This is a genomic window from Methylovulum miyakonense HT12 (assembly GCF_000384075.1).
In the GTDB taxonomy this organism is placed as follows: Bacteria; Pseudomonadota; Gammaproteobacteria; order Methylococcales; family Methylomonadaceae; genus Methylovulum; species Methylovulum miyakonense.
In genome coordinates this window covers 578,723-593,800 of record NZ_KB913025.1, presented here as the reverse complement: position 1 = coordinate 593,800, position 15,078 = coordinate 578,723, and the positions used below count along the sequence as shown (strand labels likewise).

General features: G+C 47.3%; 15 protein-coding genes. 2 read left to right on the top strand and 13 right to left on the bottom strand.

What is annotated here, in order from left to right; all coding sequences use genetic code 11:
* Positions 1 to 552: 552 nt before the first annotated feature.
* Positions 553 to 1,317, top strand: a complete 765-nt coding sequence (locus METMI_RS0103035; protein ID WP_232215172.1) for a GntR family transcriptional regulator — start codon at positions 553 to 555, stop codon at positions 1,315 to 1,317.
* 139 nt (positions 1,318 to 1,456) lie between these two features.
* Here METMI_RS0103035 and METMI_RS0103030 read toward each other — a convergent pair whose 3' ends face one another.
* The 13 genes from METMI_RS0103030 to METMI_RS0102970 all read right to left on the bottom strand — a co-directional run bounded on the left by METMI_RS0103030 (position 1,457) and on the right by METMI_RS0102970 (position 13,448).
* Positions 1,457 to 2,263 (bottom strand): MAE_28990/MAE_18760 family HEPN-like nuclease, encoded by an 807-nt coding sequence (locus METMI_RS0103030; protein WP_019864750.1) that lies wholly within the window; start codon positions 2,261 to 2,263, stop codon positions 1,457 to 1,459.
* A complete protein-coding gene (locus METMI_RS0103025; protein ID WP_019864749.1) occupies positions 2,260 to 3,363 on the bottom strand; it encodes a DUF262 domain-containing protein in 1,104 nt (367 codons plus the stop codon). Before METMI_RS0103025 ends, METMI_RS0103030 begins: the two co-directional genes overlap by 4 nt.
* 73 nt (positions 3,364 to 3,436) lie before the next feature.
* Positions 3,437 to 3,751: a type II toxin-antitoxin system HicB family antitoxin gene (locus METMI_RS23025; protein WP_019864748.1), complete on the bottom strand. Its 315-nt coding sequence runs from the start codon at positions 3,749 to 3,751 to the stop codon at positions 3,437 to 3,439.
* Positions 3,752 to 3,790: 39 nt separating this feature from the next.
* On the bottom strand, positions 3,791 to 4,108 hold the full coding sequence (locus tag METMI_RS0103015; RefSeq protein ID WP_019864747.1) for a helix-turn-helix domain-containing protein: 318 nt from the start codon (positions 4,106 to 4,108) through the stop codon (positions 3,791 to 3,793).
* Entirely contained in the window at positions 4,098 to 4,415 is a 318-nt protein-coding gene (locus METMI_RS0103010) for a type II toxin-antitoxin system RelE/ParE family toxin (protein ID WP_019864746.1), read from the bottom strand. The genes METMI_RS0103015 and METMI_RS0103010 overlap by 11 nt, the downstream gene beginning before the upstream one ends.
* Before the next feature lie 68 nt (positions 4,416 to 4,483).
* A complete protein-coding gene (locus METMI_RS0103005; protein WP_019864745.1) occupies positions 4,484 to 4,843 on the bottom strand; it encodes a dimethylsulfonioproprionate lyase family protein in 360 nt (119 codons plus the stop codon).
* A gap of 210 nt (positions 4,844 to 5,053) precedes the next feature.
* The gene (gene atzF / locus METMI_RS0103000; RefSeq protein WP_019864744.1) at positions 5,054 to 6,832 is read right to left on the bottom strand and encodes an allophanate hydrolase; all 1,779 of its coding nucleotides are present in this window, start codon (positions 6,830 to 6,832) and stop codon (positions 5,054 to 5,056) included.
* 55 nt (positions 6,833 to 6,887) lie between these two features.
* Positions 6,888 to 8,426 (bottom strand): ABC transporter ATP-binding protein, encoded by a 1,539-nt coding sequence (locus METMI_RS0102995; protein ID WP_019864743.1) that lies wholly within the window; start codon positions 8,424 to 8,426, stop codon positions 6,888 to 6,890.
* Positions 8,423 to 9,103, bottom strand: a complete 681-nt coding sequence (biuH, locus tag METMI_RS0102990) for a biuret amidohydrolase (RefSeq protein ID WP_019864741.1) — start codon at positions 9,101 to 9,103, stop codon at positions 8,423 to 8,425. Before biuH ends, METMI_RS0102995 begins: the two co-directional genes overlap by 4 nt.
* Before the next feature lie 13 nt (positions 9,104 to 9,116).
* Positions 9,117 to 10,043, bottom strand: a complete 927-nt coding sequence (locus METMI_RS0102985; protein ID WP_019864740.1) for an ABC transporter permease — start codon at positions 10,041 to 10,043, stop codon at positions 9,117 to 9,119.
* Positions 10,040 to 11,098, bottom strand: coding sequence for an ABC transporter permease (locus METMI_RS0102980; protein ID WP_019864738.1), 1,059 nt, complete (start codon positions 11,096 to 11,098; stop codon positions 10,040 to 10,042). Before METMI_RS0102980 ends, METMI_RS0102985 begins: the two co-directional genes overlap by 4 nt.
* 2 nt (positions 11,099 to 11,100) lie before the next feature.
* Entirely contained in the window at positions 11,101 to 12,228 is a 1,128-nt protein-coding gene (locus tag METMI_RS0102975) for a BMP family ABC transporter substrate-binding protein (protein WP_019864737.1), read from the bottom strand.
* A 452-nt stretch (positions 12,229 to 12,680) separates the two neighbouring features.
* Positions 12,681 to 13,448, bottom strand: a complete 768-nt coding sequence (locus METMI_RS0102970; protein WP_019864736.1) for a hypothetical protein — start codon at positions 13,446 to 13,448, stop codon at positions 12,681 to 12,683.
* 332 nt (positions 13,449 to 13,780) lie between these two features.
* Between METMI_RS0102970 and METMI_RS0102965 the strand changes: the two genes are divergently transcribed.
* Entirely contained in the window at positions 13,781 to 15,058 is a 1,278-nt protein-coding gene (locus METMI_RS0102965; RefSeq protein ID WP_019864735.1) for a hypothetical protein, read from the top strand.
* Positions 15,059 to 15,078: the final 20 nt, after the last annotated feature.

The window sequence follows — 15,078 nt, the reverse complement described above, 5'->3', positions numbered from 1 at the left end:
GTGGCAAGTAAAATGCAACTATGTATACAACAAAGCAAGTCCCATACCATTAGGATTGTTGTTGAATTTTTATTACAAGTTATTGTAAATAAATGGCTTCTTAACAAGAAAAAGGCGGTTTTGCTAATGAATTACGGGGCAGGGTTGCACAGGTTTTGGTCAATTTGGTGCAAAAAGCGGTAATTTTGCACATGAATGTCGCACTAATTTGTCAAGGTTGTTTATCGGAAGCTTGTTTGGTTTGCTGCTTGCTAAATCCTGGGACTTTAACGAGGGACGGGGTTTGAAACCCCGTCCCTAACGTTCCAAGATACCTACAGGCACTAAAAACGTTACGGAACGGGTTATAAACCCGTTCCAGCAGGAGTAGGCTCATTAGGCGATCTACTGATTTATGTTGTTTAAATCCTTAAGGTAATGGCGGTGAGGCATAGCCGACATTACGCGATTATTCGGCCTCGCTTCAATATTGACTAGCCTCATGTTATATACTGTGGCCAATTGCTTAGCGACAATGCGGCAATCCTATCAAACCCTTAGCATTTCAAGTAAATGCCCCCTAGACCACAGGCGATTGGTGACAAAAACTACATGACGAAAGCAAAAGGCGCGGCGGCGCAAAATATTTATGGCAAACTCCGCAACATGATCCTGAATTTTGAAGTCCAGCCGAATTCGCGTTTGACCGAAACCGAGTTGGCGGGTTATTTCAATGTCAGCCGGACACCGATCCGGGAAGCGTTGCAGCGTTTGGCAACCGAAGGGCTGATCACCATCCGCCCCAAACAAGGCTGTTTTGTGCGCTCAATGGATTTGGAAGAATTTACCGACTACTACCAAATCCGCGTCAGCTTGGAAATGTTGTCGTTGGAATTGGCCTGCACCAATATGTCGGACGAGGCGTTGAAAAATTTGTGCAAAGTTTGGGAACAAGACACCAGCGAAGACGACGAAGGCAAAGCCGAACGCATCGCCAGCCTAGATGAAGCCTTCCATATCAAACTCGCCGAAGGCGGCGGCAACCAAGCCCTAATGAAATTGCTGATCGACATCAGCAACCGTATCCGCATCGTTCGCCGTTTGGATTTTACCGACCAAGAACGCATCAGAAAAACCTACGAAGAACACCACCGCATCCTCCAGCACTTGCTCAACCGCGATGTGCAAGCGGCGAAAAATGAAATGTTGCGGCATATTAAAAAGAGTGAGGAATTCAGCAAAATGCTGACGATAATTCGTATGGGGATTCGGAAAAATAATAGCTTTCCGTTTGCGGGCGGGGGGAATGCGGTGGAAGGTGATGTGTCGGCTTATTGATATTGATTGGAGTGAAAAAGCAGTTTTTTCACTCCATGCAAATGCGAAAATCAATGATCTTTAGAACTATTGCAATGCACCTTACTAATTGGTTTATAAGGTTATGGTATGAAATTTCAGTAATCATGCTAATAAAATTTTAACTATTAGGATTAGATATAAAGGCTAAATTTATTATAAATACATAAATAACGATTTTAATTTTAATCTTTGCTTTGTTTAAATCTTCATGATTATATGGGTTATTAAGAACTTGTCCGTGAACGATGTTATGTCGTTCTTTTAAAATATCGTCAATAAATTCCTCCCAAAGTGTTTTTTGTTTTGTTTCGGTAAGGATATTTTCATCAGGATTATAAATACCTCTGTTAACGGTATACGGATATCTGATAACATTTCCGTTAATATGATTTTGTAGCAAATTTTCTAGTTCTTCTATTTCAGTTCTTGAATCTTGAAAAACAACATCTAAAGATGAATTTTTCAAACTCCAGAAAAAATCATCTAATCCAAATCGTTTCAGTATAGTTTCTATTATTTTAGGGGCAAGGTTTTTACCTTCAGTAAATATAAATGGTTCAACTTTCAAAGTTGCTCTTGAAGTTCCAAAAGCAGTTGATAGTTTTTCTTTTAATTTGTGTTTACCCTTACTTGAAAATTCATTATTATTTTCTTTAACCAAAAAATAATCACAGTAAGTGGCGAATATTTTAGAAGGAATCTTATCATAAGTAATATTGTAATTAATATCATCAATCACATCCCTACAAATTTCCTTAATTGCGCCTTCAAAATGGGCAACAAGAATAATATGAGCTGAGCGACAAAGAGTAGAATAAGCTTCCTCATTATTTTGATTTTCTTCTGCAAATCTAAGGAGAATATCAACTTCCTGAAATCTTTTTTCAATAGATTCCAATCGTGAAAAAATAAATGTCTCTGTCATCGTAAAGCTTTAGTTGTTTTTTCAATGCGTAGCTTAATTTTTGCCGTGTCTAAATAGCTACCAGAAATAGATTCATAGAAATCTTCTTCTTTAAATAAATCGAGAAATGAATCTCTTTTGTTTCTAAAATCCTTGATGCCATTTTCATAAATTAAGTCATGACAACTAGTAGCTAAAGCATCAAAAACCGCAACATTGAATTTTGATTGAAGCCTCAATTTACCGTTTTCATTTTTGTATTTTGCAAATCCACTATCTCCAAAGTCTCTTCTAATTATTTTCATTGTATTCTTGAATTCTTCTTCAAGTTTTTTAAGTTCTTTATAATTTAATTCATTATTTTTTTCCATTACTTCAGATAAAAAATCAACGAATCCTTTCTCTTTAGTCTTTTTAAAATTTAAATAATTATCATTTATCATTGAAAAAAATCGCAGGACTATTTCAACATCCTCCATTTTTTTTACTTTTTTTTCATTGTCGCCATTTATTTGTAATAACTCTCTGAAGTTTTCATCTTTTGATAATTCTTTACATAATTTATTAAAGTTCCCACTATAAACAGCATTTCTTAGCTCTTGAGCTTCTAACTTTACCGATCCAGAGTTTAGTCTTTCAAAAATATCGATTTTAACTTGTGCATCAATAGTTGAATCAATTCTTAAGCATTTGATTGTTCTTTCTTCTAATCTACGAATTAAAAAAGGTGGTAAATCTCTATAAAAAGATCCATTCAAAGCATTAAGTGTTTTTAATCCTTCTAAAGGAAACTTATTATTAAAGAATTGGTGTACAGCTGTGAGTCTTTGTTGGCCGTCAATAACAGAGTATCTTGAATCTTCAGTATCAGTATCAACATCTACATCCTGTGATAAATATATTATTGGGATAGGAATATTAAGAATTAAACTTTCAATTAGACGAGAGGATGTTTCAGTATTCCATCTATGTCGCCTTTGATATTCAGGATCAAGTTTAATTGTTCCTTTGGTGATTTTTTTTACAAGAGTTTCCAAATCATACTCAATACTTTGAGTTTTTACTGTCCGTTCTTTAGCTATATCTTGCAGAGAAGTTAAGTTATTTTTTAAGGTAGTCATTTTATGTTTAGTTTATATAGCACTTAATTTTGTTATAAAAATCATTTTTAGGTTATAAATTCTTTAGAAATGATTAAATTCGGCGCAATGCCCGTTGGTTATTGCCATACTTATTGTGCCTTTTGCGCAATTGACTTATGTCTACTTCGACTATTCCCCAAATGCCAGAGGCGTAATCTGGGTTGGGTTGATGTTCTTCAAATGGGCGCAATTTAGGGACGGATTCACTATCTAAAAACAAGCCTACTATATGGCACTCTATGGCTTTTTTCGCCATCGCCAAAGCTTCTTCAATGGTGTATCCGGCGGAAAAACAGCCAGGCAAATCAGGTACGGTAACGCTGTAATCTGATTGAGGGTCTTTGTGCAGAACAACTGAATATTTCATTTCCAATCCACTTGTTTATAAATGCTTTTTGATGGTTATCTATGCGTTTGACACCAATAAATCCCTCAATACCTCTGGGTGCTTGGCGACGATTTTGAGCAGTGTTTCCGCAGCTCCGGAGGGTTGGCGGCGACCTTGTTCCCACTGTTGTAGGGTTCTCGACGAAATATGCAAGGCGTTGGCAAATTGGGTTTGTGATAAGCCGCATTTTAACCGCGTTTCTACGATTTCATTGGGTTCAATGGCATAGCTTGCACCGTGACGGCCTGCTTTAACATCACGAATGGCGGTAAGCAATTCTTCGCCAATGTTCCGCTTGGCATCACGTTCTAATAGTTCTGTTTCGTTAAGGGGCATGTCCCAGTTCCTCGGCAATTTGTTTGAGTAGGTGGCTTGGAATATTCTCTTTGGCACTTTTGGCATAAATAACCAGTAAAACCAATGCGCCGCTTTCAAGACGAGCCGTGTAGATGACCCTTACGCCCCCGCGTTTTCCGGTGCCATAACGTGACCAACGGATTTTCCTGCAACCACCTGAATTTGGAACAACATCGCCAGCCTCTGGGTTTTCGGCAAGAAAAGCCGTGAATTTTGTATGCTCTTCATCTGACCAGTAATCAGGCCAGAGTTTTGTGAATAAAGGGGATTCGATAATGGTCAGCATGTTTAGATCATACGTCAATGGCGTATGTCACGCAATTATTTCGGAATAATTTTGAAGTTAAGCGAGGCTTAATCCCCCATAAACTCCACAGGCTTATGCCAATGCACCAACACCAAACACCCATCTAGGCTGCTGACGCTATGTTGCGAACCTTCGGGATTGTAGATGTAGCTGCCTGTTGGATAGATGCCGCGTTCGTCTTGTTGCGAGCCGGAAAGCACATAAATGTGTTCGTCGCCGATATGTTTGTGTAATGGGACAGATGCGCCGGGTTGGTATCGGATCAGTCCGACACTGTAACCGCTGTCGGACTCTTGGAATAACATCCGTAAAAGCACGCCTTCGCGTAGGGGATGCCAGCCTAAACTTTCGTCTGCCAGTAATTCTGGTGATAGGGAAAAGGGCGTGGGGATTTTGGGATGCGTCATGATGGCCTTGTTGGGGAAAAAAAAGGACTGTTAGATGGATAGTAGCCCAGTATTTTAAGAAGATAAACTAAATCGTTAGTAGAGGGACGGCTGTCCGCCTGATTGCAGATGATTTTTATGCGGCCTATAAAAAAGGGCGGACAGCCGTCCGCCCCTACGGGGTTTTGCTTAATCTGATAAAAATTGGAAATTCTAGTTAACGAAATCGCCTTATACCTTATTTTTCAAATAATTCCGCCAGCCACCAAACTTGGTAATGGCAACCGATTTCCCTAACGGATAAGGTTCGCACAAGAAACCGTATTCCCAACTGCCATCTGCCATTTCCACCGAACCGATACACAACGGGCTTTTGATGTTGCTGATAAATTTTGCCCAATTTTCTTTGGGTAATTCCCAGATTTCTAGGGCGATGTTTTCACCGTGGCTGTCGTCGCGGACTAATCCGGGGCGTTCCGGTGGCGCGATAGCTAGGGCGTAGAGTTGGTATTTCGCGGCAGTTTGGGTGCTGGCGTAAAAACGTGCGCCGAGTTCCAGCAGTTGCGGGTTTAGCGGTAAGCCTTGCATATGTGCGCCGCAGACGGCGATGCGTTGGTAGCCGGATGGTTTGTGCGGGAGGTTTTCAGTTTGCTCGTTGGCAAGGCGTTTGGCAATCGCAAGTAAACGCGCATCTGCTAAGGCGGTTGAAAACAGGGTAATGCCAAACGGCAGTTGGTTGCTGTAAAAACCTGCGGGGATTGCCAAGGCGGATAAATCCAGCAGGTTCATATAATTAGTATAGTAGCCCAGATTGCTGTTCAAGCGGATCGGTTCGGCTAGCACTTCGTCTATGCGGTAAATGCGCGGCGCGGTGGGGACGACGACACAAGACAAGCTTTGTAAGAGCGTCGCGGTGTCCCGTTTGAGTTGTTGCAAACGGTGCAGGGCATCAAAAGCGGCGATGGCATTTTTGTCTTTTGCCCCCGCCAGCACTTCCATAATGACCGGATGCAGTTGTTCGGGATGGTTTTCGATAAATGCGCGGATGCCTGCATAGCGTTCGGCAAGCCACGGGCCTTCGTAAAGCAAAGCCGCCGCTTCTAAAAACGGTTGGAAGTCGATTTCTACGACTTCGCCCAAGGTTTGTAGTTTGGTGATAGTTTGCGCAAACAATGCTTCGCCTTCTGGAGCGCCAAAATACTGTAGCTGTTCGGGTTTGGGTACACCAAAGCGCAATTTAGCGGTTGCCGTCATACTGGCATCTAAGCCTTGGCGGTCATTGCGGGCATAGCTGTCGTTGGTATCGTAGGCGTTGACTATGTCGAATAAGTATTCGGCCTCAGCGATAGTTTGGCTAAAAATCGATACGCAATCCAAGCTTTTGCAAGCAGGGACAACGCCGCTGCAACTGAGTAAGCCGCGTGTGGGTTTTAAACCAACGATGTTATTGAATCCGGCAGGTACGCGTCCAGAACCAGCAGTGTCCGTGCCCAGCGAAAAACTGACGATATTTAACGCCACCGCCACCGCCGAACCAGAGCTGGAGCCGCCGGAAATGTAATCGGGGTTAATTGAGTTTTTGCAAATACCGTAAGGTTCTGGCGAGCGTGTGCCAGTCAGACCCGTGGCGAATTGGTCCATATTAGTTTTGCCGATTAGCACAGCACCTGCGTCGATCAGTTTTTGGACAACGAATGCCGATTTTGCGGGAAGGTAACTAAATCCAGGGCACGCGGCGGTGGTGGGTAATCCGACGCAATCAATATTGTCTTTGACGGCAAACGGGATGCCGTACAGGGGTAAATCGTGCGGGTCTAAATCTTCCAGTTTTTTTGCTTGTGCCATGAGCGTGCTCTCGGCGTTCAAGTTGATCCAGATATTATGGCTTTTAAAATCTTTAACCCGCGCCAAGCTTTGCTGGATGACTGCCGATACTGTGGTCGTGCCGTCCAGATAGGCTTGTCTTAAGGAAAATAGGTCAAACGATAAATGATCAGCTGATGTATTCAAGGTTAACTCCCTGCAAGTTGAAGACTAAAAAGCGGGTTTGTTGGCGGACATTTATTTAATGTCCCGCCATTTTCAAACCCATTTCATCCATATTGGCTTGCGCTATGGGGGCTTCATAACGCAGTTGGCCTCCAAATATCACCGCGATACGGTCGCTGAGCTCCAGCAATTCGTCGAGGTCTTCGCTGACCAGCAAAACGGCGACACCGCGATTACGCGCCTCCATCAATTGCCGACGGATTTCGGCGGTGGCGGCAAAATCCAAACCAAAACAGGGGTTGGCGGTAATTAACAAATCCACTTCACCGGATATTTCCCGCGCCAACACCAAGCGTTGCACGTTGCCGCCCGATAAAGTTTCAATCCAACGTTCTAGCTCAGGGGGACGGACATGGTAACGGGCGATTAATTTCAAGGCGTGGGCTTTGAGTGCTTGACGGTTAAGGAACCATTTCCAGCGTGTATAACGGGGTTGGTCAAATATACGTAAGGCCAAGTTTTCGACTAGGTTCATGCGCGGCACACAGGCGTTGCGTAGTGGCTCTTCGGGTAGGCAATACAGTTTGTGTCTGGCCATTTCTTCGCGGCTGGCGGTATACGGTTCGCCACAGACACGGATGTCGCCGCTATCAGGGCTACGTTGTCCCGACAGCACTTGGACCAGTTCACGTTGACCATTACCGGATACACCAGCAATACCCAGTATTTCGCCACCATGCAACTGTAGGCTTATACCATCCACCGCTACCGCGCCGCTGTCGTTGGAGGCGACGAGCTGATGAATATCCAGCCGAATATCGCCTTTTAATACCAATTCACGAGCGCCTGTAGAAGCGATTTCTTCATTGCCCACCATCAGCTCCGCCAGCATCGCGGGTGTTTTTTCTGCCAGCGGGCCGCTATAAGCCAGCTTGCCGCGGCGCAGGATGCTGACATCATCGGCAAAATTCATCACTTCACGGAATTTGTGGGTGATGATCAGGACGCTTAGGTTTTTGCTACGTGTCCACTTTTTTAGCATATCGAGGACTTCATCGGCTTCTTGCGGAGTTAGCACCGATGTTGGTTCATCCAAGATCAAAATCTCCGGCTGTAAAAACAGCTGTTTGAGGATTTCAACTTTTTGTTTTTCTCCAGCTGCCAAGGCACTGGCTTTTTTATGCAGAGGAATCTTGAAAGGTGTTTCCGCCATTAAGGTTTCCAGATGTTGCTTTTCTTTCTGCCAATTGATAATTTTCGGGATAGGTGAGCGCGACAACACCAGGTTTTCAAGCACGGTCATTTCAGGCACTAAGGTGAAATGCTGGTAAACCATGCCTAGGCCATGCTGGTGGGCATCGCGGGTGTTGTTGATTTCGCGTTTGCGGTTGTCAATCAATACACTCCCTTGATCAGCGTGGTAATAACCCATGATACATTTGACCAAGGTGCTTTTTCCTGCACCGTTGCCACCCAGTAAAGCATGGAATGAGCCACGGTGTAGCTGGAAGGATATATTATCCAGTACGCGTAACGCCCCGAAACTTTTGCAAAGATTGATCACTTCCAACGCTGTCGCGCTTTGGAAAGGGCTAGTTAAAGCCTCGGCAGTCATGAAATCGCCTGGATGAAGCTTTCTGAATCTGATACCGCGCCAAAAACCCCGCCTTGCATTTTGATCATATTTAACGCCGCCAGATGGTTGCCATAATCGGTTGCGCCACAACAATCCGCCAGCAGCACGCATTCATAGCCACGGTCATTCGCATCGCGCATGGTGGTATGCACGCACACGTCGGTGGTGATGCCTGTCAGGATGATATTGGCGACACCGAGCGTATTCAGCAATAAATCCAGATCGGTGGCATAAAACGAGCCTTTGCCGGGTTTGTCGATGATGGGTTCACCGGGTAAGGGTGCTAATTCCGGGATGATGTCCCAACCAGGTTCACCGCGCACCAAAATCCGTCCGCAAGGGCCTTCGTCACCGATGCCCGCGCCGATTTGTTGGCTACGCCAGCGTTTGTTTTTGGGCAAGTCGGACAAATCAGGACGATGCCCTTCGCGGGTATGGATAATATGGAAGCCTTTTTCGCGGCAAGCGGTTAAGACGCGTTTTATCGGCTCGATAGGTGCGCGGGTGAGGGATAAGTCATAGCCCATCTTATCGACATAACCGCCTTCACCGCAGAAATCGAACTGCATGTCGATGATAATCAAGCAGGTGTTTTCAGGCCGTAAATCACCGTTATAAGGATAAGGGTAGGGTTCACTTTTTAAAAAGGTATTCATAGGTGTCATTGCCTCATTTGGTGATGGAAAGCTCGCCGGGAACGCCAGTCAAGGTCCGTTGCGGCGAGCAGGTGGCTATCATTAATATAAGAGTGAGTACATAAGGGGCGGCGTTGAACAGATAATAGCCGCTTGAGAAACCAACCGATTGTAGAGCAGGGCCTAACGCGCCCGCGCCACCAAACAAAAGTGCCGCATACAGGCAGCGCATCGGATCCCAACGGGCAAACACCACTAGCGCGACGGCAATTAAGCCTTGTCCGCTGGATAAGCCTTCATTCCAACTGCCGGGGTAATACAGCGACAAAAACGCGCCGCCGACGCCGGCAAGAAAGCCGCCAATCATCGTCGCCACCATCCGCACCCCGTTGACCGAAAAACCTAAGGCATCTGCCGCGTCACTGCTATCGCCAACTGTGCGTAGCATCAAGCCCCAACGTGTGCTTGACAGCACCCACGATAATAAAGGCGCGAGCAAAAGCCCGAACAGAAATAGCACATTAATTTCTAAGGCGGCCCTGACTTGGGGAATATCGCTCCAATTGCCAAAACCAATCGCGGGTAAATGCGGGGCGGTAGGTTGGATATAAGGTTTACCGAAAAAGAACGCGACACCGATACCGAACAGCATCAGGGCAATGCCCACGGCAATATCGTTGACTTTTTTAAACTGGCAAACCCAGGCATGGAGCAAGCCTAGCAACATGCCCGTCGCTCCGGCAGCAAGAACGCCTAACCACGGTGAACCGCTGAGATAAGAAACGGCGTAAGCTGTCATCGCCCCCAACACAAGATTGCCTTCTTGTCCCAGATTGGTCCGTCCGCTTTTTTCAGTTAAGCATTCGCCTAGGCTCACAAACAAATACGGCGTGCTCGCCCGAATCGCACCGCCCAATATCGCTAACGGAACACCCCACCAGCCTAAAACGGTTTCGGTCATGTCCGTCCCCTTTCGTCACAGAGTAATTTCAAACGCCCGTATAAAGTCTCGCTTAACAGGATCACGATAAAAATAATGCCTTGGAGAATGAAGACGGTTGCATCTGGCAAATGATGGCTGCGTTGCAATAAACCCGCACTGGCAGAAATACCACCTAATAAGATAGCCACGGGAATGACGGTCAGTGGATTTTGCCTAGCCAGAAAAGCGACCAGGATACCCGCATAACCGTAGCCCGCCGCTAAAGACCCGTTCGCCGTACCGTGAATGGCGGCGACTTCGATCATTCCCGCCAAACCCGCTGCGGCTCCGGCAAAAAAACACGTCATCACCGTCAAGCGGCCTACCGGAAGCCCGACGATTTTGGCGGTGCGGATATTGCCGCCGATGATACGCACGGCAAAGCCCAGCGTGGTGTGCTGGAAAATGAGGTAGTAAAGCAGGCACAGCACCAACCCAAACGCCAGCCCCCAATGCACGCCCAATTCGGGGATGTCCGCAATCATATTGGCACTGCCAATTGGCAGTGTTGCGGGTTTGTTCAGGCTTTGCGGATCACGCATCGGGCCGGTGATGAGATGGTTCAATAAAGCGATGGCGATATAGTTGAACAACAAACTGGTGATGGTTTCGTTAACCCCCCGATAGTGCTTTAACCATCCGGTACTGGCAATCCATAGGCCACCAGAGAAAGCACCAGCGATAACCATCGCTATCATGACCAGCCACGGTGCGTTGCCATTTAAGGATAAGCCTACCGAGGCGGCAGCAATACCGCCTATCACCAACGCGCCTTCACCGCCGATCATGATCAAGCCTAGCCGTGCTGGTAAGGCGGTGCACAAGGCGGTCAGCATGAGTGGTGCAGCCCGCTCCAAGGTATTCCGCCAAGAAAAAGGGCTACCGAAACCGCCCCGATACATGGAATAAAAAACCCCGAACGGGTCATTATCCACCGCCAGCAGAAACACGCCGAAGATTCCTAACGACAGCAATAACGCCAGTAGCGGAATCAACAAACCTTCCATAGCGGCGACCAGCGCTAACGCTTTCATGATTACGATCCAGTGTTACCAATAACGCCTGCAACTAAATAATCCATCGATTCGAGCTGAATGTCGGTTTGCGATAAGGCCGTTCCGGCAGGAATAACCACGTTGCCTTTGTTATCTTTCAGTTCGCCTTTGTAGATGACCATATCGCCAGCCATAAATTTGGCTTTGGCGGCATCAGCCAAGGCGGCAGTTTTGGCACTGACTGCCGGGCCATATTTTGACACTTTGACCAAGCCTTCTTTAATGCCGCCTCTTAACAAATGTGGGAAGGGTTTGCCATCCTTCAACAATGTCACAAAGTCCGTATAGACTTTCGGCCAGTTCCATTCCGCGCCCGTCAGATAACCTTTGGGGGCCAGTTCGGATTGGTCGGCATGGTAGCCGCTGGAATAAATCCCACGGCGTTCGCAAATTTCGATAATCACTTTGGGGCTGTCCACGTGCATGGTGATCACGTCAATGCCTTGGTCTATCAAACTGTTGGCGGCTTCAGCCTCTTTCACGGGCATTGCCCAATCGCCAGTGAAAATCACTTGGGTGGTGATTTTAGGGTTGACGCTTTGTGCGCCTAAAGTGAAGGAATTGATGTTACGTAACACCTGCGGGATGGGTTTGGCGGCGATAAAGCCCAATTTACCCGATTTAGACGTACCGCCAGCGACGATGCCGGCAATATATTGCGCTTCGTCGATATAACCAAAGTAACTGCCTGCGTTTAGCGGGTGTTTGCCTTCCTGATACAAGCCGCCAGCATGGAGAATCGTGACATCAGGGTATTTCGGTGCCACGGTCAGGATATGCGGGTCGAAATAACCAAAAGAAGTGGGGAATATCAGCTTGGCACCATCCAAGTTGATCATGCTTTCCATCGTGTTTTGCACGGCGATGGTTTCCGGGACATTTTCTTCTTCAATGACTTTAACCCCCGGCATAGCCTTTACCGCAGCGGCCCCCAAGGCATGGGCCTGGTTATAGCCGTAATCGCCTTTGGAACCGACATAAATAAAGCCTACGACAACGTCGTCTCCATAAGCGGCGGGTAACAGGGCAAACGATAAGGAAAAGATAAATGTTGAGGTGCATAGTTTTTTTAGGGTGTGGGTAAAAGTCTTTTTAGCAATTGCATTCATTGGAGGCCTCAAAAAGTTGATAGGTAAATGACACAACATTAACGGGTGCTTGCGTTAGCAATACCCCTAACCCAAGGCTGAAGCATAGGTTGGGGGGTAGCCCCAACGTGTTCGACCCAGTTGGGTTCCCGTGCCTACAAAGATGGCTGTGCGGGTATTACACCACTCATCGTTGTATACAACAATAAATGCATTAACAGTGCCAAGTGCCGATTTCCCCCCCTGCCTGATCCGGAATCCTGCCCGTGCTTGGGTAAAGCCGTGCTTTGGGGCGGCTAATGGATCAGGCATGAAAATAACGGGACAACCGCGTAAACCTGACAAATGATTGAAAATAGTGCGGGTTGCTTATTTTTGCACTGAATTGGCCCGTGACTCAGGGGCGCGGGACGCCGTTATTTTTGCGGAAGTTTGCTGGGAGGTCAGCCTCCCTAAAAGATCGGGCCCTGACCTTACCGCCGCTCATGCCCGAATTTTAAAATCATAGGCGTGCCTTGGTTATGGATAATGAGTTGCTGACGCGGTTCTTGCGTGGCTGGCGGCGGTGTGGCTGTCGCGGTGGCAGGCGAAGCCGTGGCGGCCGGTGGGTTTTCTAGTTTCGGCTGGGGTTGCGGGACTGGCACGGTTTCGACTTGCACGCTTGGCATCCAAGTGGGTTTGCTGATGGTTGCCGCCGCTTGGGCGGCGGTGGGGGGCGGTAAAAATTTTAAACTATCGAGCAAGTCAAAACACACGCCGCTGATGTTTTCAATTAGGCTTTCCTGCAATTTATGGGTATTGATAGGGGAAGACGGGGCGGAGAACGTCATGTCCAGTTCTTCATGCTGGTTCGGGTTGGCGTTGGCGCTTAAACGGCATTGGATAGGGATAACCTGGGCTTTTTGGAAACCCGGTGCGCGTGGGTCGGAGTTGCCGCTGGAAAAAGAAAATCCCACCGGGGTTTGGTCGTATTTGCTGTCGCCAATCTCAACCGTCAAGGTATGCGTGTAAGTTTGCCCGTTGCCAGCAGGTAGCGGGAAACGCCATTGGCTAAGGTTGCCAATGACCGCCGCACGCAAGGCGTTGGTGTCTGTTAAGCCCCATTTTACTAGCGTTTGCCGGGCGAGCTGCAGGTCAATCGCTTTGATCGCTTGTTTGTCCAGCGGCTGTGCCCTGCTGGTATTAATGCCGGATAACAAGCCGATGAGGGCCAGGATGTGGATCGGTGTTAGTGTTTTCATTGATGGGTTCCTAATGGAAAACTGGTTGTCAGGTTTGCCCTGGGCATAAAAGCGCGGTGGCGTGACCCGAAGGGATATGAATGGCACGCCTACGCATCCGGCTACACCGCCCTGCTTCCTCTGTTTTTGTTTTTGTAACGGCCTGCGCTTCCCCGCACTTACTTTAGAAACCCTCCGGATTTTCCGATATACGTCATTTAACTCATGAGTCAGATGACGCATTGTGAAATATTTACATAAGCCAAATAATCCTCGCCAGCCGCATCTTAGGGCTGCATCAAGTGAGGCTTGATGTATCAATTAACGCAAGTTTATGATCAAAGGGGCTTAATATGACTAATTCAAGCAAGCATTTAGCAAAAATCCGCCGGGCCGGATGGTTGCCGATGATGACTTTAACGGCTTTGGTGGCGGGGCATTCATCCGTCTCCCAAGCCGGGGCAACGTTTAAAATTGATGATACCAAATGGGTCAGTCTCGGGTTGGGGATGAGGACGAGTTTTTCATCAGTGGAGGATGCCAACGGCAGGGCGGGTAACCCAAAATGGTCTACCGATTTCGCCCTTAACAACCTCCGTCTCTACATGAACGGCCAGATCCATAAATACATCAAGTTCACCTTCAACACCGAATGTTCGAATTGCGGGGATGGTGGGGACATCCGTATTTTGGACGGTATCGCCCAATTTGAATTCAACCCTTATGTCAATGTCTGGGCGGGCCGCCAATTGGTGCCTGAAGGCCGTATCGAAATGAACGGGCCGTTTTACAGCGCCACTTACGAGCCTTTCAAGACCCCTTTCGAAGCATCCGATTCAACCATCCAAAATGTGTTGCCTGGGCCGGATGCCGGTACGTTTGGCCGTGACGAAGGCGCCAATTTCTGGGGAGCCGCGTTTGACGGCCACTTGAAATATGTGTTCGGTATTTTCGAAGGCTTGAAACGGGGAGCCACCGCCAACGCCGACGGTAACCTGATGTATGCCACCCGCGTTGCTTACAATATCTTGAATGTGGAAAGTGCGCCTGGCTATTACACGGGCGGTACTGCTTATGGTGCTGATGGCGATGTCTTGACGGTCGCTGGCTTTGCCCAATACCAAGAAGACGGTGCCGGCAGTTACGCGAATGCCGGCAATATGCTGATGACCGGTGGCGACCTAAAGTTTGAAAAAGTGTTGCCTAACAAAGGGGTGCTGACCGTCAACACTGAGTATAAAAACTTTGGCATTGATTATCGTAACGGTGCGCCTGCTCCAGGGACCCCAGGCACTTTTTATGTCGGCGGCGGTGGCGGCGGGCTTGTCAACGGCTTCCAAGGCGATTCCATCACCAGCAACTTGCTGTATCTGATCCCGCAAAAAGTGTGGGTCGGCCAGTTCCAACCTTATGTCATGTATACCCAAGTCATGACCCGCCAAGGTTTTACCAGCGCACAAGACCAAAGCGAGTATGAAGGCGGCATAAACTACATCATCGACGGACATAACGCGCGTGTTTCCTTGTTATGGCAAGGCGGCGACCTGTCTGGTGGGGGTGGCATTTGGAATCCGGCCGCCAACGGCAATTTCGTCAACGCGATCAAGCTGGGCGTACAGATCCAAATCTAATCCAACCTGTATAAATGCTA

Excerpts from the sequence above, each read along its gene's own strand:
- METMI_RS0103035 (WP_232215172.1), top strand. The coding sequence starts at position 553 with ATGCCCCCTAGACCACAGGCGATTGGTGACAAAAACTACATGACGAAA.
- METMI_RS23025 (WP_019864748.1), bottom strand. The coding sequence starts at position 3,751 with ATGAAATATTCAGTTGTTCTGCACAAAGACCCTCAATCAGATTACAGC.
- METMI_RS0102965 (WP_019864735.1), top strand. The coding sequence starts at position 13,781 with ATGACTAATTCAAGCAAGCATTTAGCAAAAATCCGCCGGGCCGGATGG.
- biuH (WP_019864741.1), bottom strand. The coding sequence starts at position 9,103 with ATGAATACCTTTTTAAAAAGTGAACCCTACCCTTATCCTTATAACGGT.
- METMI_RS0103025 (WP_019864749.1), bottom strand. The coding sequence starts at position 3,363 with ATGACTACCTTAAAAAATAACTTAACTTCTCTGCAAGATATAGCTAAA.
- METMI_RS0102995 (WP_019864743.1), bottom strand. The coding sequence starts at position 8,426 with ATGACTGCCGAGGCTTTAACTAGCCCTTTCCAAAGCGCGACAGCGTTG.
- METMI_RS0102980 (WP_019864738.1), bottom strand. The coding sequence starts at position 11,098 with ATGAAAGCGTTAGCGCTGGTCGCCGCTATGGAAGGTTTGTTGATTCCG.
- METMI_RS0103010 (WP_019864746.1), bottom strand. The coding sequence starts at position 4,415 with ATGCTGACCATTATCGAATCCCCTTTATTCACAAAACTCTGGCCTGAT.
- METMI_RS0102985 (WP_019864740.1), bottom strand. The coding sequence starts at position 10,043 with ATGACCGAAACCGTTTTAGGCTGGTGGGGTGTTCCGTTAGCGATATTG.
- METMI_RS0102975 (WP_019864737.1), bottom strand. The coding sequence starts at position 12,228 with ATGAATGCAATTGCTAAAAAGACTTTTACCCACACCCTAAAAAAACTA.
- METMI_RS0103015 (WP_019864747.1), bottom strand. The coding sequence starts at position 4,108 with ATGCCCCTTAACGAAACAGAACTATTAGAACGTGATGCCAAGCGGAAC.
- METMI_RS0103030 (WP_019864750.1), bottom strand. The coding sequence starts at position 2,263 with ATGACAGAGACATTTATTTTTTCACGATTGGAATCTATTGAAAAAAGA.
- METMI_RS0102970 (WP_019864736.1), bottom strand. The coding sequence starts at position 13,448 with ATGAAAACACTAACACCGATCCACATCCTGGCCCTCATCGGCTTGTTA.
- METMI_RS0103005 (WP_019864745.1), bottom strand. The coding sequence starts at position 4,843 with ATGACGCATCCCAAAATCCCCACGCCCTTTTCCCTATCACCAGAATTA.